The 16,761-nt window shown below is 59.1% G+C and carries 10 protein-coding genes; 8 read left to right on the forward strand and 2 right to left on the reverse strand.

All coding sequences use genetic code 11. The annotated features are described in order from the left end of the window. Nucleotides 1-96 precede the first annotated feature (96 nt). From AC2A6O_RS17815 to AC2A6O_RS17825, 3 genes are all read left to right on the forward strand, one after another. A complete protein-coding gene (locus AC2A6O_RS17815; RefSeq protein WP_498929082.1) occupies nt 97-2,418 on the forward strand; it encodes a methyl-accepting chemotaxis protein in 2,322 nt (773 codons plus the stop codon). Between the two features lie 140 nt (nt 2,419-2,558). Then, nucleotides 2,559-4,214, forward strand: a complete 1,656-nt coding sequence (locus AC2A6O_RS17820) for a cisplatin damage response ATP-dependent DNA ligase (RefSeq protein ID WP_498929084.1) — start codon at nt 2,559-2,561, stop codon at nt 4,212-4,214. A 162-nt stretch (nt 4,215-4,376) separates the two neighbouring features. Further along, a complete protein-coding gene (locus AC2A6O_RS17825) occupies nt 4,377-4,916 on the forward strand; it encodes a hypothetical protein (RefSeq protein ID WP_209001130.1) in 540 nt (179 codons plus the stop codon). Nucleotides 4,917-4,999: 83 nt separating this feature from the next. Here AC2A6O_RS17825 and AC2A6O_RS17830 read toward each other — a convergent pair whose 3' ends face one another. Beyond that, entirely contained in the window at nt 5,000-5,869 is an 870-nt protein-coding gene (locus tag AC2A6O_RS17830; protein WP_148584848.1) for an acyl-CoA thioesterase, read from the reverse strand. Between the two features lie 458 nt (nt 5,870-6,327). Between AC2A6O_RS17830 and AC2A6O_RS17835 the strand changes: the two genes are divergently transcribed. Together AC2A6O_RS17835 and AC2A6O_RS17840 are read left to right on the forward strand one after the other, a co-directional pair. Continuing rightward, nucleotides 6,328-7,011: a response regulator transcription factor gene (locus AC2A6O_RS17835; protein ID WP_148584846.1), complete on the forward strand. Its 684-nt coding sequence runs from the start codon at nt 6,328-6,330 to the stop codon at nt 7,009-7,011. A gap of 263 nt (nt 7,012-7,274) precedes the next feature. Continuing rightward, the gene (locus tag AC2A6O_RS17840; protein ID WP_498929087.1) at nt 7,275-9,767 is read left to right on the forward strand and encodes a putative bifunctional diguanylate cyclase/phosphodiesterase; all 2,493 of its coding nucleotides are present in this window, start codon (nt 7,275-7,277) and stop codon (nt 9,765-9,767) included. A gap of 45 nt (nt 9,768-9,812) precedes the next feature. On the opposite strand, the gene AC2A6O_RS17845 is transcribed toward AC2A6O_RS17840, so the two are convergent. Continuing rightward, the gene (locus AC2A6O_RS17845) at nt 9,813-13,334 is read right to left on the reverse strand and encodes a PAS domain-containing hybrid sensor histidine kinase/response regulator (RefSeq protein WP_148584842.1); all 3,522 of its coding nucleotides are present in this window, start codon (nt 13,332-13,334) and stop codon (nt 9,813-9,815) included. A gap of 274 nt (nt 13,335-13,608) precedes the next feature. Between AC2A6O_RS17845 and AC2A6O_RS17850 the strand changes: the two genes are divergently transcribed. From AC2A6O_RS17850 to AC2A6O_RS17860, 3 genes are all read left to right on the forward strand, one after another. Then, on the forward strand, nt 13,609-14,781 hold the full coding sequence (locus AC2A6O_RS17850; protein WP_498929090.1) for a pyridoxal phosphate-dependent aminotransferase: 1,173 nt from the start codon (nt 13,609-13,611) through the stop codon (nt 14,779-14,781). Between the two features lie 62 nt (nt 14,782-14,843). After that, the gene (locus AC2A6O_RS17855) at nt 14,844-16,055 is read left to right on the forward strand and encodes a two-component system sensor histidine kinase NtrB (RefSeq protein ID WP_498929092.1); all 1,212 of its coding nucleotides are present in this window, start codon (nt 14,844-14,846) and stop codon (nt 16,053-16,055) included. Next, on the forward strand, nt 16,055-16,672 hold the full coding sequence (locus tag AC2A6O_RS17860; protein ID WP_148584839.1) for a response regulator transcription factor: 618 nt from the start codon (nt 16,055-16,057) through the stop codon (nt 16,670-16,672). The genes AC2A6O_RS17855 and AC2A6O_RS17860 overlap by 1 nt, the downstream gene beginning before the upstream one ends. Nucleotides 16,673-16,761: the final 89 nt, after the last annotated feature.

Here is a 16,761-nt window from a genome sequence, read left to right on the forward strand (position 1 = left end):
CATAGGTTTATAGTGCCTAATTTTTCACCTCAAGGTTACTCAAATTATTAACTTGCCCCTGCGTTTGATATTGCATCTTCAGGTTGGGGATGAGACATGTTGAAATCAATTCGAGTTCAGATCGCGCTGCTGGCGATCGTTCCATTGCTTGCTTTCGTCGTGCTTGGGGCAATGACGATAGAAGAGGCTTACCGGGATAGCCGGCATGCGTCTGAAATTCTGCCTATCGCCGACATGGCCAGGAAATCGGAAGCCGTTCTGCACGAATTGCAGAAGGAGCGCGGCCGCACGGCAGTGCTGATTGCCTCAGGATACGCCCCCGAACCGCAAGGTCTTCTCCAGAAACAACGCGCCGCGACGGACGAGGCTGTTGAGCAGTTGGTTACGACTGTTGACGGCTTCGCCGTCGACAACACGAAGTTGCTTGCCGCCGCGCGGGAAGCTGCTGCCGGAATGGAACCGATTGCGGCGCTGCGCGCGAGCGTTGACAGCAAGTCCATAGCGACCCCGGAAGTTCTTGCCTTTTACTCCGGCAAGGTGAGGAATCTGATTACGCTCGTTCAGGCCGCCGCCCAGGCAACGGAAGACGGCGCCTATACCGAGCAGATGCACCCATTCGTTCAACTGACCGAAGCAGGCGAGGCTGGCGGGCTGGAGCGCGCCATTGGCGGGCAATTGTTCACTCTCGTTGCTCGCAACGGTGAGGTTCCAACAGACAGGTTTCAGGCCTACTTCGACAGATTGTCGGTTGAACAGGCGTTCTTGAGCAATTTCAAACAGATTGCCACACCGGAACAGCTGGCCGCTTACGAGCAACTGGTTTCCGGTCCGTCGGTCGATCAGGTCATCGAGTGGCGCAAGGTGTTGCGCGGGCTGCCCGAAACCAAGGACGGACAGGGCATTGACGGGTCTGTCTGGTTCGGCAAGGCAACGGACCGGTTGAACCTCATCCGGGAAGCGTCGCTTGGCATGCTTGCAGCTGCCCAGGCCCGCGCTGCGCAGCTTTCCGAGGAAGCTGCGTCGCGTCTGCGCAATGCCATCATCGCGAAGGTGGCCGTCGTGTTGATCACCATTGCGCTTTGTGTCTGGCAGATCGGCCGGGTGAACGGCATTCTTTCACGGCTGACCACCGAACTCGTTCGCATTTCAAGGGGCGACCTTGATTTCGAGCTGCCCTTCTCCGAGCGGAAGGACGTTGTCGGCGACCTCGCCAGGGCGGGACGCATCTTCCAGGAAAATGCAAGGGTCCGGCAGGCACTCGAAGAGGAAGCTGTAAAGGAGCGCGACCGAGAGCGCCTGCGCCAGAACCATGTCGAGGCCCTTATCGAAAAGTTCCGGTCGCTGATGGTGACCGTGACGGGCAACGTCGATAGCCGGACAGCGTCCATGGCGGATATCGCTGCGCGTGTCCGCAGCATTTCACAGGAAGCCTCGGCTGCGGCTTCAGAAGCGAAAAACGCTTCCACCTCCTCATCGAACAACGTTCAGACGGTTGCAGCAGCAGCCGAGGAAATGGCGGCGGCGATCCAGGAAATCATGAGCCAGGCCGAGCGGGCGAGCGGTGTTATCGACGAGGCGACGAGCGTGGCACAGCGCACGGATACCAGCGTTTCCAGCCTTGCCCAAGCGGTTGAAAAAATCGACACGGTTGTTGAAATGATCCGTGCGATTGCCGAGCAGACCAACCTGCTTGCCCTGAACGCGACGATCGAAGCGGCGCGTGCAGGCGAGGCGGGACGGGGCTTTGCCGTTGTCGCGGCGGAGGTCAAGGAACTGTCGACCCAGACAGCAAAGGCAACGGAAGAAATTTCGAGTCAGATTTCCTCCGTCCAGGGACTTACCGACGAGGCTGTCGATTCCATTCGCCGGATTTCCGGGTCGATCGAACTGATCCAGGAAGTTACCGGCGCCATCACCGTGGCGGTCGGGGAGCAGAGCGTCGCCACACAGGAAATCTCGCAAAGCATCACCATGGCAGCGAGCGAAACCAGCAATGCCGTCCGGAGCGCAGAGACGGTCGACGAAGCGATCCAGACGACCGCCGGTGAAGCGGAGAGGGTTGATACAATCGCAGGCGAGGTCAAGCAGGTCGCGACCGAGATGGCCGACGGCATTGAAGGCTTCCTGGAAGAGATGACCCGTGACGTCGAAGAGCGTCGCCGGGCAAGCCGCAAGCAGGAAATGGGTCAGCACGTCACGCTTTTGACCCAGGATGGCAAATCGATCGAGACCCGCCTGATGAACAGTTCAGAAGGGGGCATCGGGGTGATGCATTTCGATGGCGCCCGAGCAGGCCAGTTGGTGACCTATGAGGACTTTTCCGGCAAAAAGTTCCCGATGGAAATCAAATGGGTGAGGGACGACATGGTCGGGCTTCAGTATCGAGCGGAAGCTGGCAGCATGGCTGACGCAGCCTGATCGGCTGCAAGCCACCTTGCGCGTCAGCCGTTATAAAACCGTTGGTCTGACCGGATGCCGGGAAGGTGACCGGCCAGACCTTCTAAAGAAAATCTGACAGGGCTTGCAGTCCGGACCCTTTCGCGGTTCGTATAGCGCTCATGCAGGCCTTTTCCCATTTGCTCGACCGGCTTTCCCTGGAACCCAGGCGCCTCGCCAAGGAAGCGCTTTTGATCCGGTATTTTCAGGACGTGGCAGATCCGGACCGGGGTTTCGCGCTGGCTGCGCTGACCGGTGGGTTGCGTTTCAAGAATGCCAAACCAGCCCTCCTGAGAGCTTTGATCGATGAGCGGACAGACACGGAGCTGTTTGCGCTTTCCTATGATTTCGTCGGCGATCTGTCGGAAACCATTTCCCTGATGTGGCCGCAGGCAACATCCGGGGATGTTGCCGTGCAAGACGCAGCCCCAACTCTGTCTGAAGTGGTCAATCGCCTGGAAAACGCCGGCAAGAGCGAAGTACCCGGTTTGCTGACGGACTGGCTGGACACACTGGATGAAACCGGCAGGTGGGCTCTGTTGAAACTGGTGACGGGCGGTTTGCGCGTCGGGGTTTCTGCAAGACTGGCCAAAACGGCGGTTGCCAGGCTCGGCGGCCTGGATGTCGCCTCGGTGGAGGAAGTCTGGCACGGGCTGGAGCCTCCCTATGAGGCTTTGTTCGCGTGGGCAGAAGGCCGGTCCGGTCCGCCCGATACATCCGATCCCGCTCCATTTCGCCCCGTGATGCTGGCGCACCCTCTGGACGAAATCAAAGATACGGACCTGCTGGACGCACAGGATTTCGCCGTTGAGTGGAAGTGGGACGGAATACGCGTGCAGGCAGCCGCTGGCCAGAGCGACACCGGAGACCGCGTGCGTCGTCTGTTCAGCCGGACCGGCGAAGACATATCGAAGGCCTTTCCCGACATTCTGGAACTCCTGACATTCGATGCCTGCATCGATGGCGAACTGCTGGTGGTCTCGGAGGGCAAGGTCCGTCCCTTTGCGGATCTTCAGAAACGCCTAAACCGAAAGACCGCAGGTCCAAAGCTGATCCGTGAGTATCCGGCTGCGATCCGTGCCTATGACCTGCTGAGTGTCGGCGGCACCGATTTAAGGGAGTTGCCGTTTAAGGAGCGGCGCAAGGCGCTTGAAGCATTTATCGCCGATCTGCCCGAGGGAAGCATCGATCTGTCTCCCATGGTGCACGTAACAGGTTGGGAGGAAATCACCGCGGCGCGTGCCGAACCCCATGCCCATCTGCCGGCCGCCGATGCCGAGGCCGTTGAAGGCCTGATGTTGAAACGATGGGATGCGCCCTATGTCACGGGTCGGCCAAAGGGACTTTGGTTCAAATGGAAGCGGGAGCCCTACCTGATCGATGCGGTGCTGATGTATGCACAGCGCGGCCATGGCAAGCGCTCCTCGTTTTATTCCGACTACACTTTCGGTGTCTGGCGCGACGGAGAGGCCGGTGCCGAGCTGGTTCCGGTCGGCAAGGCCTATTTCGGATTTACCGACGAGGAGCTGCGTGAAATCGATCGCTACGTGCGAAACAACACCATCAACCGTTTTGGTCCGGTTCGGGAGGTTGTTCACGGCGCCGAAAAGGGGCTTGTTCTGGAAGTCGCCTTTGAAGGCCTCAACCGGTCCACACGGCACAAGTCAGGGGTCGCCATGCGTTTTCCCCGCATTTCCAGACTGCGCTGGGACAAGCCGGCTGCTGAAGCCGACAGACTGGAAACGCTGCAGGCAATGCTGCCGGGCGAGAAAACATAATCCCGGGTTTCGACAACTGGTTTTTGAAAACCCGCCCTTAAGTCGTGCTTTGGCCATGGAAATATGGCACGCATGGACGAGACAATGGCCGACGGTTGCCCTGCTTTCGAAAGGGCTGTTCCCACATGCGGGAAACGCACGGCCGCCAACCGGAGAGGCACTATGACGATCCGCAACACATTTCTGGCTCCCCTGTTCCGTGGACTGGCCGTGGCCGTTCTTCTGGTCCCGGCAGCCATCGCTCAGGAAAAGGTCGCGCCTGAAACGGCAGACGCAGTCACGAAGGGGCAGGCGAACCGCTTTTCACTGGTCAAAGTCGATGAAGATATCCTGAGAGTGGACCGTCAGAACGGCACTGTTTCCATTTGCAAGGAACAGAGCGATGCATGGCGCTGCAATCCGGTGCCGCTGGCCGAAGAGGCCTATCTTGCGGAGATCAACGAACTGGCCGGTGAGGTGGATCGTCTGACGGCCCGCCTGGAAGAACTGGAAGGCAAGGGCGGAAAGTCCGGCAAACAATTGCCGCCCGGTTCCGCGCTCGACCGTCCGGCACCCAAGCCAGGAGAAGGCGGTCGTAGCCCGTCGGCGACCGAGGAAGATGAAGAACTCGAAAAGGTTCTGACCTTCACCGAAAGCGCCATGCGCCGCTTTTTCGGCATGGTCCGCGATCTGCAGAAGGACTTCGAAGGCGACGGCAACTGAGCGCTTGAGAGGAGCGGTGGAAAGATTGCGTGTCTCTGTCCGGGATACGCGATCTTCAAATGAGCTTTCTGCTGCCGAAAAAATCAGTCGATCAGCATTTTGCTGATGGCCTGATAGGCCTCGTCCGGTAGTTCAACAGAAACCCGCTTCGTCAGGTCCATCGTCAGCGCAACAACATCCAGCACGGCGACCAGACGGTTCGTCCGCGTTTCAAACAGATGATGGCGCATCGAGAATGTCTTGGGACTGACGCCGGTAAAGCCAGAAACGACCAGCATTGCATCGCCGGTCTTCAGAGGCGTTAGCCAGGTCAGTTTCATTTCGACAGCCACCCGGCCGTACCCGTTTTCCGTCAGATAGCTGTGGGTCATGGGCGTGCGTTGCCAGACGTGGGGTACGCCGTCCGTGCAGCAGGACAGGGCAAACCTGTCATCGGCCTTGCTGTCCGGGCCGATATCGCGCGGGAGCACGGTTCCCCGGTAAACGATCTGCGCCCCCTTGGCCTGAAGGGCGGCAAGCGTCGCGCGCGCATTTGCAGGGGCGGCGGTGATTCCTCTCGGCCCTGCCTCTGCAATCATAGGTGACTGGAAGTCGCGAAAGCGCTGACGCAGGGGTTTGGCGGCGGTGGCGCTAGGTTCATATCCGTCGAGCGCGGTCGCGGTGAGTGTGCCCGTGGCCCCGTCGCGCATCTCGTGGATGACGGTCAGCATATGCGGTCCGTCAAAGGCGATGCTGGAATGAACGGTGATCAGGTCTCCCGTTCGCATTTCCTTGTGGTAGCGCACGTGGCGCACACGACGAGCCCCGACGATGGTTTCGCTTAATCCGCTTAGCAGACGGAACTGGCGGTCTGCTTCTTCGAAACGACTGAAGTAGAACTGGACATTTAAATGATCATTTTCGTCACATTCCCAGCGGTTCACAAATGAAAACAGCGTTGCCTGAATTGTCATATTGGGTTCGTATACTCAGCGATTTCGATTATGTGATGTGTATTCGGTGCATCATTTGTTGCTGTATTTGATTTGATTATCAACAAAAAATGCAGACTGTGGAAAATTATCTTGAGCAACGTTGGGGAAGTAAGAAGAAACGCAATTTCAACTACGGGGAATTTTTTTAAACTTCAGGTTGATGATTGCGATTGGTTGTAGCCTTCCTTCTTTCTTACTGGAAGGGGTAGGCTGTTTGCCATTCTGGTTGCATCGGGGTTGCGAGCGATTCCACAGGGTTGGTCAAAAGCATGGTTTGACTTGCGCGCAACCCATGTTGCAAACATACTTTAAGATGGCCGCAACAACGGGGCTTCGCCGAAAAACCAAGAAGCGAGCGGTGACTGCATGTCAGTCAGCACCGCATGGCTCAGGCGGACCCTGCGGGCCAAACGGACCGTTGAGGGAGGATTAACAACGTGTCGGCGACATCGTATCGGTTCATTATCGCGGACGATCACCCCCTGTTCCGGGGTGCCCTCCGTCAAACGCTCGAAACGCAATATCCGGATGCAGTGATCGAGGAAGCCGGTGCGTTGGAGGACGTTACGGCCAATCTGGAACAGGATGGCGAGGTGGATCTCATTCTGCTGGATCTGTCCATGCCGGGCATGCGCGGCTTTTCCGGGCTTATGTATCTGAGAGCGCAATATTCCGGCGTTCCGGTGGTGGTGGTTTCGGCGAACGAAGATCCGCAAGCCATCCGGCGTGCGGTTGAATTCGGCGCATCCGGCTTCATTCCCAAGTCCCACGGCATCGATGTTATCCGGGAAGCGATTTCCGAAGTCATGTCGGGCAACATGTGGACCCCGCCGGACGTGGATCTTGCCGCCGATGATGGCAGCGGCGATCTGGTACAGCGCCTTGCAACCCTCACACCCCAGCAGGTGCGGGTCCTGATGATGTTGTCCGAAGGCCTTCTGAACAAGCAGATCGCCTACGAACTGTCAGTTTCGGAGGCAACCGTAAAGGCACATGTTTCCGCGATCCTGCAAAAACTCGGCGTGGAAAGCAGAACACAGGCTGTCATCGCGGCATCCAAGATCGAAGCCGGACAATGGCAGCTCGGTGGAGAAACAACAGAGGCCGCTCAGGCGCAATAAAGCGCAGATCCACTTACGTTTCGGCAGGCCTTTTCTGCGGTGAAGGCGGGTTCTTGGCTGGCTGACTTCTGGTCGTTTGGCGTGACCCGAAGCTATCCCTCCGGTTGCGGAATTGCGTGGCAAGTCGGCATTTTTCCAGTCAGAATTGCAAAAACATAGCTGAATCCTGACCTGCATTTTTACCGGAATTTCAGGGTATGGCTGTATCCGTCGTTGTCGCGGGGCGACGCCACGCACAGTGCGAGCAACGACCCGGGGACAAAATGCGGCTCAGCTTCAATTGGCGACTGATCTTCCAACTGATCGGAATGGCCTTTCTGTTGCCCGGTCGTCAGCTGAAAGCGGATTTCCATTCCGATCGCGGGCTTGGGAATGGCCAGCGGGAGGCCAATCCCATCCGGGCGCTCATGCTTGCGTTCGGACATCCGGTCGTTGACGAGCTTCTGGCCCGCAAGGTCCGCGCCGCACAAATTGCAAGTATCGCGCGCCTGACGCCCTTCATCGTACTGGCCAATGTCGTCAACGTGCTCGTCATTGTGCTGACGTTCCGAAGCTTCATGCCAATGAGCTTGATTGCTGTCTGGCTCGTGGCGATTGGCACGTTTTTGTGCCTTACCCTGTTCAAATGGCTGAAGGCCAGAAAATTACCGGTTCAACTTGCGTCGCGGCGGTCTCTGAACAAGGCCGTCATGCATGCGACGATCTTCAGCACCCTGTGGGCAGCCGTTCCGATTGCCGCCTTTGTTTATGGTGACCCGGATGGCATCTGGATCGCCTCCTGCCTGACGACCGGCATGCTTTGCGGTGGCGGGTTTGCGCTGGCAACGGTCCCTCAGGCGGCGTTCCGCTGGGTCGCCATCCTGTTCGTTGCCTCGCTCATGTCCTTCGCAATCGGACGCAGCGCGGAGCTGTGGCCATTGTTCTTCCTGCTGAGCAGCTACACGCTTGTGGTGATCGGCAGTGTTGCGTCCGCAGCGTGGCTGTTCGCTTCGCACTTCCTTGCCGAAGCAGAGCTGGAGCATCGCGGCGAACTGATTGCCCTGCTACTCAACGAGTTTGAGGAAAAGTCGAGCGACTGGCTTTGGAAGACAGACAGCCAAGGCGTTCTGCACTCGATTTCCGATCGGTTTCTGCATGCCAGCGGCCGTGACAGGGCGGAGCTGGAAACCTTGCGCATGGTTGATTTGGCGTATTCCCTGGACGAGAGCGATGCGCGGGCCGCGGTGGCAGCGCTGGAAAACGCCATGACGCGCCAGCAGGCCTTCCGCGAAATCGCCATCGGGGTGGATGTCAAAGGTGAGGAGCGGTGGTGGTCGCTTGCGGCACGCCCGGTCTACGACGACCATGGGTCCTTCACCGGTTATCACGGTGTGGCATCGGACATTACCGACGCCCACAGGGCGAGTTCTCTGGTCTCGCATCTCGCCGAGCACGATTCCCTGACGGGTATCGGCAATCGCAGCTGGTTCCTGAAGCAGGCCGAGGCACAGCTGGAAGAGCAGAACCAGAATGGTCAGAACACCCTGACACTGTTCCTGATCGATCTCGACAATTTCAAGGTGGTGAACGACACCAGCGGCCATCCGGCCGGCGACGAGTTGCTGCGCCAGGTCGCAAGTCGCTTTACGGCCCTTGGCGAAGGCCACACGATGCTGGCGCGTTTCGGAGGCGACGAATTTGCCGCACTCGGCCGCTTCGTCAGCGATCAGGCGGCCTTGGCATTCGCCGAAGAACTTGTTGCCGCCACCCGCAAGCCTTTCCGCATCGGCCGCCGCGACTTCGCCATTGGTGCCACGGTCGGCTTCACACGCCTGCACGACAGCAAGGACACGGTCGATGACCTGATGCGTAAGGCCGACATCGCGCTCTACAAGGCAAAGGAAGGTGGCCGGGGTCGCTCGCTCGCCTTCGAACAGGACATGGAGCGTGAGGTCCGTGAGCGCCGTGAACTTGAAGCCGACCTGCGCGAGGCTTTTGAATATGGCAAGCTCAACGTCGATTTTCAGCCGATCGTGGATGCCCGGTCCGGCGAGGTGGTGTCCAGCGAGGTTCTGGTTCGCTGGCTGCATCCCGTGCGCGGAGAGGTGCCGCCGGATGTGTTCATCCCGATCGCCGAACATGCCGGCCTGATACTGCCGCTTGGAAACTGGGTTCTGAAGAAGGCCTGTGCGGCCGCCGCACAATGTCCGGAGCTGGAGAGTGTCGCGGTTAACCTATCGCCTGTTCAGTTCATGGATCCGAACATGGTGGAACAGATCCTCGGTGTGCTGCAGGAGACGGGGTTCCCACCGGAGCGGCTTGTTCTGGAAATCACGGAATCGGTGTTCCTGCGCGATTTTGGCACCGCGTCGATCAAGCTGCAGAAGCTGCGTGACCTCGGCATCCGGATCGCGCTGGATGACTTCGGCACGGGTTACTCATCGCTTTCGTATCTGCGGCATTACAAGTTCGACAAGATCAAGATCGACAAGTCTTTTGTCGACGAGATCGGTGAACGCAGCGATGGCCTTGCCATCATCTCGGCAGTCATTGCACTTGCGCATAACCTCGGCCTTGAGGTGACGGCGGAAGGGGTGGAGCGCCAGTTTCAGGTGGAGGCGTTGCGCACACTCGGTTGCGATACCATGCAAGGTTATTTCTTCGGCAGGCCGGATCCTAATCCGATGCGGGTCGCCCAGATCCGCAAGGAGGACTGGCTGGACCGGTCCCCGAGCACTGCGCCGAAGGATCCCGGAGCACTTCGCTCCGTTTCCTGATGCGTTTGGGGCGGACAGTCTTTTCGACCGAACCCTGCGACCAGCCTATTCGGCGGCCTGGCCTGCCTGGCAGCGCGCCAGATGGGCACGCAGCGCTGCCGGCTTCAAGGGTTTGTTGAAGAAGGCGATGTCCTTTTCCTCCGCCTCGGTGCGCACAGGGCGGCTCCGGTCGGCAGTGATCAGGATCGCCGGTATCTGGCGTCCGAACTTCCACCGCAGTTTCAGGATCGCTTCGATACCTGTTCCATTGTCCAGGTGATAGTCCGCCAGAATGACATCGGGTGTCAGCCCGGCCTTGCTCAGCTCATTGGCTGCTTCAACGTCATCTGCGGCCGCGATCACCTTGCAGTTCCAGTTCGTCAACAGATGACGCATCCCGCTCAGGATGTCCGGTTCGTTGTCGATGGCAACCACACACAAGCCGTCGAGTTGCCCAGCAATGGCAGGCGCTTGAGGGATGGCAACCAGATCCGGCATATCTGCTGACCGCGGCAGTTCAACCGAAAAACACGAGCCCCTGTTGGCTTCCGAGCGCAGCATCACCGGGTGATTCAGAACGTGGCTGATCCGCTCCACAATGGACAATCCGAGCCCAAGGCCTTTTGCAACGCGCATGCCGTCGTCCAGCCGGTGGAACTCCTGGAAAATTGCCTTCTGTTTGCTTTTCGGGATACCCATGCCCGTGTCGTGAACTTCCACGATAACCCGGTTGCCATGCCGCCGGCAGCCGACCAGAACACGGCCCTGCTGCGTGTATTTCAGAGCGTTCGATACCAGGTTTTGCAGCAGGCGACGCAGCAGCCGCCGGTCTGTCCGCACCGAAAGGGACGTCGGCACGATCCGCAGTTCCAACCCTTTTTCCTTGGCGACAGGCTGAAAATCGAGCTCGATCCCGCGCAAGAGTTCATCGAGGCGGAATACTGTCGGTTCCGGTTTCAGGGCCCCGGTGTCCAGACGGGAAATGTCCAGGACAGCGCCGAGAATATCCTCAACCGACTCCAGTGCCATTTCCACATTGCGGACCAGTGCGCCGTCTTCGCCGTCCTTCACCTTGTCCACGAGAACCGAGGCATAGAGACGGGCGGCGTTGAGCGGCTGCAGGATGTCGTGACCGGCTGCGGCCAGGAACCGGGTCTTGCCGATATTGGCTTCTTCAGCGGCGCGGGTGGCTTCCACCAGGCGCTCGTTGACGTGGGTCAGTTCTTCCGTGCGTTCCCGAACCCGGCGTTCCAGGGTTTCATTGGCACGGGCGAGCGCTTCTTCCGCCAGAACCCGCTCGGTGATGTCGGTGTAGGTGGTCACGATGCCGCCATCGGGCATTGGGCTGATGCGGACTTCGAACACGGTTCCGTCCGATTCCAGTTTCTCCTGAAAGGTTTCCTGGATCAGAACAAGCTTTTCGATCCTGTCGGCGACAATCGCTTCCACTGGCCCGGGGCCATGCACCCCCCGCTCGGCGTTGAACCGCAGGATCGCATCCAGTGTCGTGCCCACCTGACCGTATTCGGCCGGCAGTCCAAGCAGATCGCGGAATTGCCGGTTCCAGCAGATCAGACGCAAGTCCCGGTCGAACACGCCAATGCCCTGGCGCACCTGATCGAGGGCCGTCTGCAGCAGGTCGCGGTTGTACTGAATGGCAATCGAAGCGTCATCGAGCAGCTTCACTGCGCCCTTTGTCGAGGGGTCGTGCCGCTTGAGCATCAAGGTCAGCACCAGGCGGGAGGAGGCCGCGCCGATGGCGCTCGCCAGAAGCTGCTCGGAGAAGCGCAGAAGGTTGGCATCCGCCAACCTTTTCGGATCAAGTTCGATGCCGCGCTCACTCGTGAAACGGCGGAAGGAACGGGCGGTACGCTCTTCACCGAGATAACGTGCAACGGTCGCCTGCAGGTCTCCTGCGGTCACCGACGTGCGCCAGTACCGCAGACTGGGCGAGGGCGCGAATTCCGCCGGCACGAAGACATTGGCCTGAAGCGTTTCCGCAGGCAGCGGCTTTCTTAGGAAGGAGCCACCCACAAAAAGAATGATGTTGACGATGAGGCTCCATAGCGTTCCGTGGATGAAGGGATCGATGTTGATCCCAAGCAGCGCCTGCGGGTTCAGTTGGGCAATGCCGAACGGTCCGGTTTCCAGGAACCCGTCCGAAATCAGGCCGGACTTGGCAAAGGTTGGCAGCAGCAGGGTATAGGCCCAGAACACGAACCCGCCGCTGAGACCGGCGATGGCGCCCAAGGACGTGGCGCGGCGCCAGAACAGGGCGCCGACGAACGCGGGCGCGAACTGGGCGATTGCGGCAAACGACAGGAGACCGATCGACACAAGGGCAGCAGTGTTGCCGGCCGCCTTGTAATAGGCGTAGGCCAGCAGAAGGATACCGAAGATGGCAAGGCGCCGGATCGTGAGCAACTTGTCGCTCATGTCCTGGCCGCCGGTGTTGACAATGTCGTCCTCGCTGTGCCGGCGCAGCAGCAGCGGCACGACAATGTCGTTGGAAATCATGATGGCCAGCGCAACCGTTGCGACGATGACCATGGCCGTTGCAGCGGACAGACCGCCGATAAAGGCAAAGAGCGCAAGCCAGGGATGTCCAGCATCAATGGGCAGCGCCAGCACGAATGTGTCCGGATTGATGTCCTGTCCGAAGCGCAGCAGGCCGGCCGCTGCAATCGGCATCACGAACAGGTTGATCAACACCAGATAGAGCGGGAACATCCAGGTTGCACGGCGCAGCTCGGCGTCGGAGTTGTTTTCCGTCACCGTGACGTGGAACTGACGCGGCAGCATGAGAACCGCGAAGGCCGACAGGCAGGACATCACGAGCCAGTTGCCGGTATTCAGCGGTTTTTCGAAAATCTGGGAGACTTCAGGTGCTTCCGAGATGGAGCGGATCAGGTCGACCGGGCCATCGAACAGCGAATAGGTCACCCAGAAACCGACTGCAAGAAAGGCAACGAGCTTGACCACCGCCTCGGCGGCGATGGCGAGCATCAACCCTTCCTGGTGCTCTGTCGCGTCTATGTGCCGGGTCCCGAACGCCCAGCTGAAAATGGCCATGCCGAGGGCGATCAGCAGCGTGACGTCGTCGAACACGGGCGTGAAGATGTCGCCTGGCGAGATCAACGGGCCGATCATGGTGGTGATCGACAGCGAGACGGCTTTCAGCTGCAGGGCGATGTAGGGAATGACGCCGATCACCGCGATCAGCGTGGCCAGCGCCGCGACCGACTGGCTCTTGCCGTAGCGCGCGCCGATAAAGTCGGCAATCGACGTGATGCTTTCGGTCTTGGAGATCTGGATGATCCGTTGCAGCAGCGGATAGCCGAGCGCGAAGACAAGCAAGGGGCCGATGTAGATCGTCAGGAATTCAAAGCCGGTCCGGCTGGCGTTACCAACCGAGCCGTAGAAGGTCCAGGAGGTGCAATAGACCGACAGAGACAGGGCGTAGATGAACGGGCGGCCGCCGGTACGGGACGTATACCGGCGTGGCATACGGTCGCCGAAGCTGGCGATGGCGAACAAGCACAGGATGTAGGCCGTTGCGGCCAGTATCACGAGCCATCCATGCAGCATGATCTGCTAACCGTCCTCCCGAGCGGCGTAGGTTCCGGCCGCCTCTTGCCGGGACAGCTCGGACCTGTTTCACGGCAAAAAGCCGGGTTGCCTATTGCGATCCGACCACAGCCAGGCCGATCTGTCTATTCACCTTGCGACTGACACTCTTTCACAGCTTCGCCCGGATGTTTGAATTGATCACCATCAGTGAAGTCTTCTTCAAATCCTTTCATGAAAGATATATGCGCAAACACGATATGGTTGCGCGACCTGCCAAAGAAGGACTCCCAAAGTGACCAGCCTGATCGAGCGATTGAGCCCGCAAGCCAGAAATGCGCCGGAAAGCGGTATTGTCGAAGTGTTCAATGCCGGTCGGGAGCGGGAAGATCTGATCCCGCTGTGGGCAGGCGAGGGTGATCTGCCGACGCCCGGGTTCATTTGCGAAGCGGCAAAAGCCTCTCTCGACCGGGGCGAAACCTTCTACACCTATCAGCGCGGCATTCCGCCCTTGCGCGAAGCCTTGGCCGCCTATCACCAGGATCTTTACGGCAAGCCGTTCTCCGCGGAGCGATTCTATGTGACCGGATCGGGCATGCAATCCATCCAACTCGCCGTACAGGCTGTTGCCGGACCGCGGAGCGAGGTGATCGTGCCGACGCCGGCCTGGCCGAACATTTCAGCAGCCATCGATATTCACGGGGCGCGTTCGGTCAGTGTGCCGATGCGCGAGGAGGAAGATGGCTGGAGACTGGCGATAGAAGATGTTGAAGCTGCCATTACGCCGCAGACGACCGCCCTTTTTCTGAATTCCCCCTGCAACCCGACAGGGTGGGTGGCCGATGAAGACGTATTGAAGGCCTTCCTGGAGCTTGCGCGCAGGCGTGACCTCTGGATCATCGCCGATGAGATCTACGCGCTGTTCTATTACGGAGAGGGGCCGCGCGCGCCGTCATTCTATGACATCGCCGAGGACGATGACCGAATCATCTTCGTCAACTCGATGTCCAAGAACTGGGCCATGACCGGATGGCGGGTCGGCTGGATTTCCGCTCCACCGGAATTGGGCCAGGTGTTTGAAAATCTGATCCAGTATTCAACCTCCGGTGTTCCTGCTTTCTCGCAGTGGGGTGCCGTTGCCGCACTGACTGAGGGGCGCGGCTTCCTGCAAGAACAGGTTGAGCGGGCCCGCAGGGGACGAGAGTGTGTTCTCAAGGGTCTGAAGGGGCTGAATCGCGTGAAGGTTTTGCCGCCCGACGGCGCATTTTACCTGTTCTTTTCGGTTGAGGGCGTCACGGATACGCGCAAGTTCGCGTTGGACCTCGTTCGCCAGACAGGCGTGGGTCTGGCACCTGGAACGGCGTTTGGAAAAGGCGGCGAACACTACCTGCGCTTATGCTATGCCCGGCGCGAAGATCACCTAACGGAAGCGGTGCGTCGAATTGGCACTTGGATACCAGAGATTTAGGTTGCAAACGGGTTGCTGGCCTACGGGAAAACCCCTAAACCTAGATAGTACATGGGGGTCATTTGGGTGCAGGGATAGTGCGGGACGGCATTTCAGACAAGGATGATGACAATGCAGCCGTAACGGAAGCGCGTCTTGCGAGTGTTTTCGATACCGCTGCCGACGGTATTATTGTCATCAACGACCGTGCTCAGGTGCTGGCCTTCAACAAGGCCTGCGAACGGTTGTTCGGCTATGAAGCGGCGGATCTTCTGGGACGGAATGTCAATCGGATCATGCCGGATGAATATGCCCACGCGCATGACCACTACGTGAACAACTATCTCACCACCGGTCACAAGAAAATCATCGGAATCGGCCGCGAGGTGCAGGCCCGCCATAAGGACGGCACGGTCTTTCCCATCGAATTATCCGTTGGGGAGGCGTGGACGCCGGCCGGGCGCCAGTTCATCGGCATTCTGCGCGACCTGCGCTCACGCAAACAGATGGAAGACCGGCTGGCCAAAACCCAGGCGCAGCTTCTTCACATGACCCGAATCAGCGCTCTGGACGAGATGGGAGCTGCAATCGCGCATGAGCTCAACCAGCCTCTGACAGCCGTTCTGCTGTATCTGCAGTCCGTATCGCGCAAGACCCGGGCCGACAATTCCCTGGATCCCTTCATCATCGAGGTTATCGACAAGGCGGTGCGCGAAGCCGAGCGGGCTGGAGAAATCATCCAGCGCATGCGTCAACTGGTGGAAAAAAAGACGCCCAATCGCGAGGCCATCGAAGTCCGGGACTTTATCGCAAGTTGTCTGGAAATGGCCGAACTCGGCAGTGGTCAGGGCGGGTCGATCATGAAGGCGGAGATCGCGGAGGGGCTGCCGCCGCTGATGGCCGATCCGGTGCAGATCCGGCAGATCCTGATCAATCTTCTGCGCAACGCGCGCGAAGCGGTCAGCGATCAGGCCGACCGCATGGTGGTGCTCTCTGTGTGCTGCAATGGCGATCGACTGGAATTCCGTGTCACGGACAATGGTCCGGGGGTTCCTGAGGAACTGGTCAACAACCTGTTCAGGGCCTTTACAGGGGCCAAACACAAGGGGGTCGGCCTGGGTTTGGCAATATCCCGTTCGATAGCGCAAAATCATGGCGGTGATTTGCGGCTGGAGCAGGCCGCAAATGGACACGGGGCTTCCTTCTTGTTGTCGTTGCCAATAGACCCGCCCGAAGATGATGTTTCAGAAAAAGCCGAATCTCAGGATCCGGCAGAAGATAAGTTGAGGAAGTGATGGACATAAAAGCTGACGCGGAGGCCATTTACATCGTTGATGACGATCCGGCGGTGCGCGACGCGTTGTCGGTGCTTTTCAATATGGAAGGCTATGTGGTCGAAACTTTCTCGGACGGCGACACGTTCATTCAGTCCGCAAGCAAGGCCGTGCCGGCCTGTGTCATGCTGGATGTTCACATGCCGGGCCGGTCGGGCATCGAGATCCTCAAGGCACTGAACGCGGAAAACTACCCGGCGCCGATCTTCATCATCTCCGGGCAGGGCGATATTCCCATGGCAGTCGAAGCCATCCGCAATGGGGCCTTCGACTTTGTCGAGAAGCCGTTTTCCGCCGAGACCGTTCTGGAGCGGGTGAAGGAAAGCATCGCCATCACAAGGCAGCGGCAGGACGACGTTGTGCCGGCGTCTTTCCAGGGTGCGGACCTTCTGACGCGCCGGGAACTTGAGGTCCTCAAGGAAATCACGGACGGAGCTTCCAACAAGGAAGCTGGACGCACTCTTGGCATCAGTCCGAGAACGGTGGAGGTGCACCGGGCGCGGATTATGGAAAAGCTCGGCGCGCGTAATGCGGCCGATCTTGTCCGTATCGTTCTGGGTCACCCGTCAGCCGGATAAGGTCAGGCCGTTCGATTTGCCGGACGGCATTTCGGCATCATGTGAAGGCCGAATCGTATTTCTGCGTACAGCCGGTATGCATTTTATGG

The organism is Labrenzia sp. ATLA3, assembly GCF_057180185.1.